General features: G+C 27.6%; 6 protein-coding genes. All 6 read left to right on the top strand.

Annotated elements, in window-relative coordinates; translation table 11 throughout:
- Positions 1–822, top strand: an 822-nt coding sequence (locus tag Q0649_RS06295; protein ID WP_298838942.1) for a GDP-mannose 4,6-dehydratase, incomplete at its 5' end; no start/stop codon positions are given.
- Between the two features lie 38 nt (positions 823–860).
- Entirely contained in the window at positions 861–1,964 is a 1,104-nt protein-coding gene (locus Q0649_RS06290) for a LegC family aminotransferase (protein WP_298838940.1), read from the top strand.
- 110 nt (positions 1,965–2,074) lie between these two features.
- A complete protein-coding gene (locus tag Q0649_RS06285; RefSeq protein ID WP_298838938.1) occupies positions 2,075–3,490 on the top strand; it encodes a lipopolysaccharide biosynthesis protein in 1,416 nt (471 codons plus the stop codon).
- 24 nt (positions 3,491–3,514) lie between these two features.
- On the top strand, positions 3,515–5,275 hold the full coding sequence (locus Q0649_RS06280; protein ID WP_298838935.1) for a hypothetical protein: 1,761 nt from the start codon (positions 3,515–3,517) through the stop codon (positions 5,273–5,275).
- Positions 5,276–5,332: 57 nt separating this feature from the next.
- A complete protein-coding gene (locus Q0649_RS06275; protein ID WP_298838933.1) occupies positions 5,333–6,400 on the top strand; it encodes a glycosyltransferase in 1,068 nt (355 codons plus the stop codon).
- A 113-nt stretch (positions 6,401–6,513) separates the two neighbouring features.
- The gene (locus tag Q0649_RS06270; RefSeq protein WP_298838931.1) at positions 6,514–7,695 is read left to right on the top strand and encodes an O-antigen ligase; all 1,182 of its coding nucleotides are present in this window, start codon (positions 6,514–6,516) and stop codon (positions 7,693–7,695) included.
- The last annotated feature ends 26 nt before the right edge of the window (positions 7,696–7,721 follow it).

Raw genomic sequence — 7,721 nt, 5'->3', positions numbered from 1 at the left:
ATAAAAGTTGTTACTGGTGACATAAGAGAATATGATGGAATGAAAAGAATTATAAAGGGTCAAGAAGTAGTTTTTCATCTTGCTGCACTGATTGCAATTCCATATTCTTATTTATCACCTATGGCTTATGTAAGAACAAATGTTGAAGGTACCACTAATGTTTTAGAAGCATGTAGAGATTATGACATAGAAAAAATTGTACATACGTCAACGTCTGAAACTTATGGAACAGCTCTTTATGTACCAATTGATGAGAAACATCCAATGCAGGGACAGTCTCCATATTCAGCATCTAAAATAGGAGCAGATAAGATGGCTGAGAGTTATTATAGAAGCTTTGATATGCCTATAGCAACTATAAGACCATTTAATACTTATGGGCCAAGACAATCCGCAAGGGCTGTAATTCCAACAATAATATCGCAGATACTCGCAGGCAAAACAGAAATTAAACTTGGAAGTTTAACACCAACTAGAGATTTTAATTTTGTAAAAGACACTGCACAGGCTTTTATAAAAATAGCAGAAAGTGAAAAGACTATTGGTGAAGTTATAAACGCTGGTTCAAACTATGAAATAACTATAGGAGAAACAGTTAAAAAAATAATAAAAATAATAGGTAAAGACGTAAAAATTATTTGTGATGATGAGAGATTAAGACCAACCAACAGTGAAGTTAATAGATTATGGGCTGATAATACTAAAATAAAAGAATTAACAGGCTGGAAGCCAAATTACACCATAGATGCAGGCCTAGAGGCAACAGTAGAGTGGATAAAAAATAATATGCAGTATTTTAAAACAGACATATACAATGTTTAACAAAAGAATAACGTTTAAAAAAATAGGAGGGTTTTATTATGATACCTTTATGTATACCAGAGATAAGAGGCAATGAACTAAAATACATAAAAGACTGTATAAATACTAATTGGGTATCTTCAGTAGGAAGTTACGTTAATTTATTTGAAGATAAATTTAGTGAATATGTTAGTAGCAAAAGTGCTGTAGTTACAATGAATGGTACTGCTGCACTTCAACTTGCATTGCTAACACTTGGAATAGGAGCTGGTGACGAGGTTATAGTTCCATCACTTACATTTATATCTCCAGTTAATACTATAAAATACGTAGGCGCAGAGCCTGTATTTGTAGATGTATGCCGTGATACATTTGTTATGGATACTTCTAAAATAGAAGAATTAATAACACCTAAAACAAAGGCTATAATGCCAGTACATATTTATGGTCATCCTGTAGACATGAGTAAAGTAATGCAAATAGCGAAAAAACATAATCTGTTTGTTATAGAAGATGCAACAGAGGCATTAGGTTCTACTTGTAATACTAAAATGGTAGGAACAATTGGTGATATAGGTTGTTTTAGTTTCAATGGTAATAAACTTATAACTACTGGAGCAGGTGGAATGCTTGTAACTAACAATTTAGAGTACGCTAATAGGGCAAAATTTTTATCTACTCAAACAAAAGTAGTTACTGAGAATAAAGCATTTTATCATTCCGAAATAGGATATAATATGAGAATGCCAAACCTTTTAGCTGCATTTGGAGTAGCACAGCTTGAGAATGTTAAAGAATATCTAAAAATTAAAAGAGAAAATGCAGTGTATTATAACCAGCTTCTAGGTGAAATTAAAGGAATTACATTACCAACAGAAAAAGTAAATGTAAAAAATTGTTACTGGCTATATTCAATATTAGTTGAAGACGAATACGGTATAACTCGTGATGAACTTATACAAAAATTAAATGCAGGAAAAATAGAGGCACGACCTTTCTTTATGCCTATTCATGGTATGCCACCATATAAGGGAAGTAGACATGGTGATTTAACTGTTACTAATGAGTTATATGCAAGAGGTATAAATCTTCCGAGTTCTGTGGGGCTTAAGAAAGAGGATATTAAAGTTGTATGCGAACTAATAAAAAACTCCAAGAAATAACTTTGTTATTTCTTGCGTTTTTAATGATATCTCAAGGGAAATCATTAATTAGACCACTTTAGTGGGTTTTTTAGTTGCATAGGTATGCTTAAAGTGGATAGGAGAAGAATATGAATATAGATTTTATTAAGAAACTATACCAAAATAGATTGGTTAAAAGTGGGATATGGTTTACTATAGGAACATTTTTTGTTCAAGGCATTTCGTTTATAACCATGCCTATTTTTACACGTATGCTTGGGACTAGTGGTTTTGGAATAGTTAATGTATACACTACATGGCTTTCCGTTTTTACGACCATAATTACATTAGGACTCTTGGCTACAGTTAATAATGCAAAAGTGGATTTTAAAGAAAGATATGATGAGTTTGCATCCTCTATACTTTTTTTAGCTACATTGCTTGCTATTTTATGGTTTATAATATCATTTATCTTTAAAAAGCAAATAGGTAAAATAATTGATTTAAATTCTATATTAGTTATGTGTCTTATCATTCAAAGTTTTTTTGGATTTGTTGTGGATTTTTCTAATGCAAAATTAAATGCTGAATATAAATATAAAAAATATTTACTTATATCAATAAGTAGTGCTATTTTAAACACAATTTTAGCTATAATTCTTATATATAATTTTAAAACAGATAAATATTATGGGAGAATTGGTTCTTTACTTATTGTTGCTATACTTTATGGAACAGTTTTATACATAATCGCAATGAGAAAAGGAAAAACGTTAATTAATTTTAAATACTGGAAATATGCTTTAATATTATCGATACCAGCAATTGTACATCTTTTATCAGGGGTAATATTGCAGTCTGTGGATACAGTAATGATAAATAGTTTGTTAGGAGCAAGTGCTGCAGGAATATATAGTTTTGCATATAAAATAGGAATGATAATGTACATTGTATGGCTTGCTTGTAACAAAGCTTGGGTTCCGTGGTTTTATGAAAACATGAAAGAAAAAAATTATGATGATATAAGATTAAAAATTAAATATTATATTATGATATTTTCTGTCATGGGATTTGTATTAATATTTATATCACCTGAAATAGGAAAGTTAATGGGAACAAGTGATTTTTACAAAGGACTAGATTATGTGCCATTAATAATGGTAGGATATTATTTTCAATTTTTATACAGTATACCAGCGAACCTTGAGTTTTATACTAAAAACACAAAACTACTTTCACTTGGAACGCTTATTGCAGCTTTAACAAATGTCGTATTAAATTATATTTTAATTCCAAGGTATGGAGCAGTTGCAGCTACTTGGACAACAATAATAGCATACGTTATACTGTTTTTATATCATTACTTTATATCCTTACGTATATTTGATGTAAGAATATATACTTTTAAGCCATTTGCATATGGTATTATATCAATAGTATTAAGTAGTATAATATTTTTTATAGTGAAAAATAATTTAATTTTGAGATATGGAATATTGCTAGTAATATTAATTGCATTAGGTTATCAGATCCAAAAGATTAGTAAAAAATCAATGCAAAAATAAATGGAAAGAGTAGGATGAATTTTAATGGTTAAATTAATATATACTGCACAAAAAAAAGAATTAATAATGAATGGTGAGGTTATCGATTTATTTGAATATATAGGGAATCTAAAAATAGAAGATGAAGCCTTCAAATATTTAACTTACTTAGAAAATCAAAAGGTTAATGGGTTAAAACTTGAAGAATTATATTTATACGATAATATCCCATTATATGTTTTCGATAGACCTACTATATATAGAAAGTTGAATGGTTTGATTTTTTGTATTATGGTGATAAGAAATATCAAGGAAAAAATTAACGAAGTAGTAGAAGTCCAAACGGATGATGAAGTTATGAAAAAGGTTTGCGATGATGTATTTAACATTAAATGTAATATAATATATAGTGAAAAAAATATTCGGCCTATAAATAAAGTCAAATTAGTTAGAAGATTTATAAGAGGAATAGGGAATTATTGCAAATTTTTGTTTGGTAATTCGCTTTTCAATAAAAATCATTTTAAAGATCCATTTTTAGTAGTATCACATGCTTCAGATTTAAATCCTGTTAAAGGCAATAAAAATGGCTATTACGATACTCAACTAGGACAAGTTATGTATAAATTAAAAGATAATTATAATATAATAAATTTTCAACAATTAAATAACAAATATATTATAGATAAGACTTTAAATTATCATGAAAATTTTGTACCCTTTGAATTATTTATTTTCTTTAAAAGACTTAAATCTAAAAAATATGTAAATAATAGTTTAATAGTAGATAATTTAGTGTATGTTAATAAATTGGATTTTCATTTCAATCAACTAGATCTTAAAAATGTTATGATCAATTATGTAATGAAAAATTTAAAAGAGAATTATTATTCATATTTATATGAGTTGGTAGCAGCAGAAAAATTTATTGAAAAATTTAAGATAAAAAAATGTTTAGTAGTTGGAGAAGGAGATAGAGGTCGATGTTTTATAGCTGCAGGCAATAGGTGTGAAATAGATACCTATGCTGTTCAACATGGAATAATAAATGAAACATCCTCTACTTATATAATTAATTCTAAATATAAAGAGGTTATAGTTCCTAAACATACATTTGTGTGGGGACAAAACTATAAAAATTTATTGATAGCTCATACAAATGTATATAATAAGGATAATATTAGTGTTGTTGGGCAAGTAAGAACAGACACCTTAGTTCAAAAGGGATATTTAAAACCCAGTAAAAGAAGTGGGATTCTAAAAATAGTTTATGCAACACAATATTTTAGGGATTTACTAGAACCTGCTACTATAATGTTATTTAGGGCACTAAATTTAATGAAGGAAGATTATGAATTAATAATAAAACTTCATCCCGCTGATTTAAACTTCGAGTTTTATGAATCTATGGTGGAAAAATTCCATATAAAAAACTGTAAAATCATGAAAGATGGAGATTTGTATGAATTAATTAAATGGAGTGACCTCATAATAAGTGTACATTCAACAGTGGTTGTAGAAGCTGCGCTTATGAATAAGCCATCTATTTGTATAATTCTTCCTAAATATAACGATGCAGGTAATTTTGTTAAGGATGGAGTTTCATTTGGTGTTAAGGATGAAAATAAACTTCTGGAATATATGGTAAAAATAAATTTAAATGATATAACATTGAATAATAACATGAAGAAATATATTACTGAAAATTTTTATAAGCTAGATGGAAAGGTAACAGAGAGGATAATAGGTATTATAGAAAATCCTAATGTGAGTGTAAACCAGATATCTAAAAATGGTGATTTATAATTAATTTTCTAATACTATTGTTTGTAATTAAATAGTATAGAAAATAGGAGGAAAGCTATGGTGAAAATTTGTTTTTTAGCAGATGCACAAAGTATACATACTAGAAAATGGGTTCAATATTTCTCTAGCATTTACAATGAAATTCATATAATTTCTATGAGAAAAGCGGATTATGTTTATGAAAGTAATGTATATGTGCATGTACTAAGAAATATATCTAAAAATAAATTAAGTTATTTTTTATTAATTAAAGATATTAAAAAACTAGTAAATGAAATTAGTCCTGACATATTGCATAGTCATTATGCTACTAGTTACGGACTCTATGGAAGAATGTGCAATTTTCATCCATTTATAATTTCTGTATGGGGTAGTGATATATATGAGTTTCCAAAAGGTAACATTGTTAAAAAATTGTTACTTAAGTACATATTGAAAGGGGCAGACAAAGTCTGTTCAACAAGTTATAATATGGCAGAAGAAACAAAGAAATATTATAAGAAAGACATTATAATAACCCCATTTGGTGTTGACATAGGTAAATTTAAATGTTACACACCAATATTAAGCAGCAATGATATTACAATAGGGGTTATTAAGGGATTAGAAAAAGTATATGGAATAGATTATCTTATTGAAGGTTTTTCAAAGGTTATACGTGAATACAAAGGTAGCAAAGAACTAAAGCTTTTAATTGTTGGAGACGGTACACAAAAAATTAAATTAGATTCATTAGTAAATGAACTAGGTATTAATTCTAATGTTACCTTTATAGGAAGAATAGATAATGATAAAGTACCTAAATATATAAATATGATGGATATAGTATGTCTACCTTCGTTAAGTGAGAGTTTTGGGGTTTCAGCTGTTGAGGCGTGTGCATGTGGAAGGCCAATAATAGCTACTAACGTAGGTGGATTAAAAGAAATAATTTTTGATGATTATAATGGTTTTATAATAAAGGAAAAAAGCAGTGAAGATATAAAAATAAAAATCATCAAAATGATTCAAGATGAAAAAAAGATGATGGAATTTTCAAAAAATGCAAGAAAATTAGTTGTTGAGAAGTATAGTTGGGCTAACAACGCAAAACTTATGGATAATTTATATAAAAAATTGGTATAGTGGTGATATTTTATGAGACCATAGCATTTATATATTTTTAAGGGAGTATTTTGTTTTATTGTGGTATGATTCCATAATTTAAAAATACGAGAAAACTATTCAGGAGGATGAAAATGAAATTAACAAAAGAGCTTCAAGCTTATTTTAATTATTTAAAAAAATACATTTATATAATTTTAGGATTATATACAATTATAGAAATAGGACTATTTATAAAAATCGGTACATCCAATATACTTATGTTCCTCAGTAGCATATTTGTGACCTTATTTATAATTTGTAGTTTGATTTTGATGTTTAAGAATTTTATTATAGCAAGTAAAATTTACGCTATATCAATGCCTATAATACCAATGGTACTTTATATTATGCATAGGCTAAATCTAGCTGAGGTAGGTCAAGTAGTATATATAGTTTATTTTGTAGTTTATTTAATTATGATGATTTTTGAAAATAAAAAAGGTGAATTTGATTTTTCAAGACTTACGCGTAAACATAAAAAGATAAGTATACTTTATGGTATATTGTTAATACTTGCAGTGATATCTTCTATAAGGAGTATACATGTATTGGAAGCATCTAAACTAGTGCTACTTAGTATGGTTACAATGATGACTTATAGCATAGGTATGCTTTGTTATAAGGAAAATAATAAAGACCTTTATAAAGACATATTGCTTTATTTATGTATAGGAGTTACATTATCATCAATACCAGACATAATTGTTACAGTATATAATTTGATTGTTAGAGGCAATAATCAGCATCTTTACGGAGTACTTGGTAGCAATTTTATGCTTGGTTATACAATAATGGTAATGCCATTTATATTATTATATGCTACAAACAAAGGATTATCGGGAAGCCATAATAAAATATATAAATTATTATTATTAATACAAATAATTAATTTTGCTACTCAAAAATCTAGAGGTATACTTTTAACATTAGCAATTTGTTTTTTGTTTTCTATTATAATTGATAAAAAGAATTGGAAAAAGTATGTTCTAATTTCTATAGTTGTATTTTCTTGTATGACTTATAATGTTATGCATAGATGGGATGTTGAAAATATTGTAGACGGCATAAATATAACTACTCCAGGAGGAATTGCCACTAGTAACGCAAAAATATGGGATAGATTGATCAATCAAGCTAAAGATAGAAGACCTATATGGGCATTAGCTTTTGGAATGATTAAAGATCATTTGTATTTTGGTGTGGGGCCTGGACATTTTAAATATTACTATTTACAATATGGCGGTAATCCTAAAAAAATGTATAGATGCCCATAATATTATTCTTGATTTAATGACAGAAT

This window comes from uncultured Clostridium sp., assembly GCF_937920395.1.
Classification (GTDB): domain Bacteria; phylum Bacillota; class Clostridia; order Clostridiales; family Clostridiaceae; genus Clostridium_AD.
The sequence above is the reverse complement of the archived record's forward strand: the minus strand, read 5'-3'. Positions and strand labels throughout refer to the sequence as shown.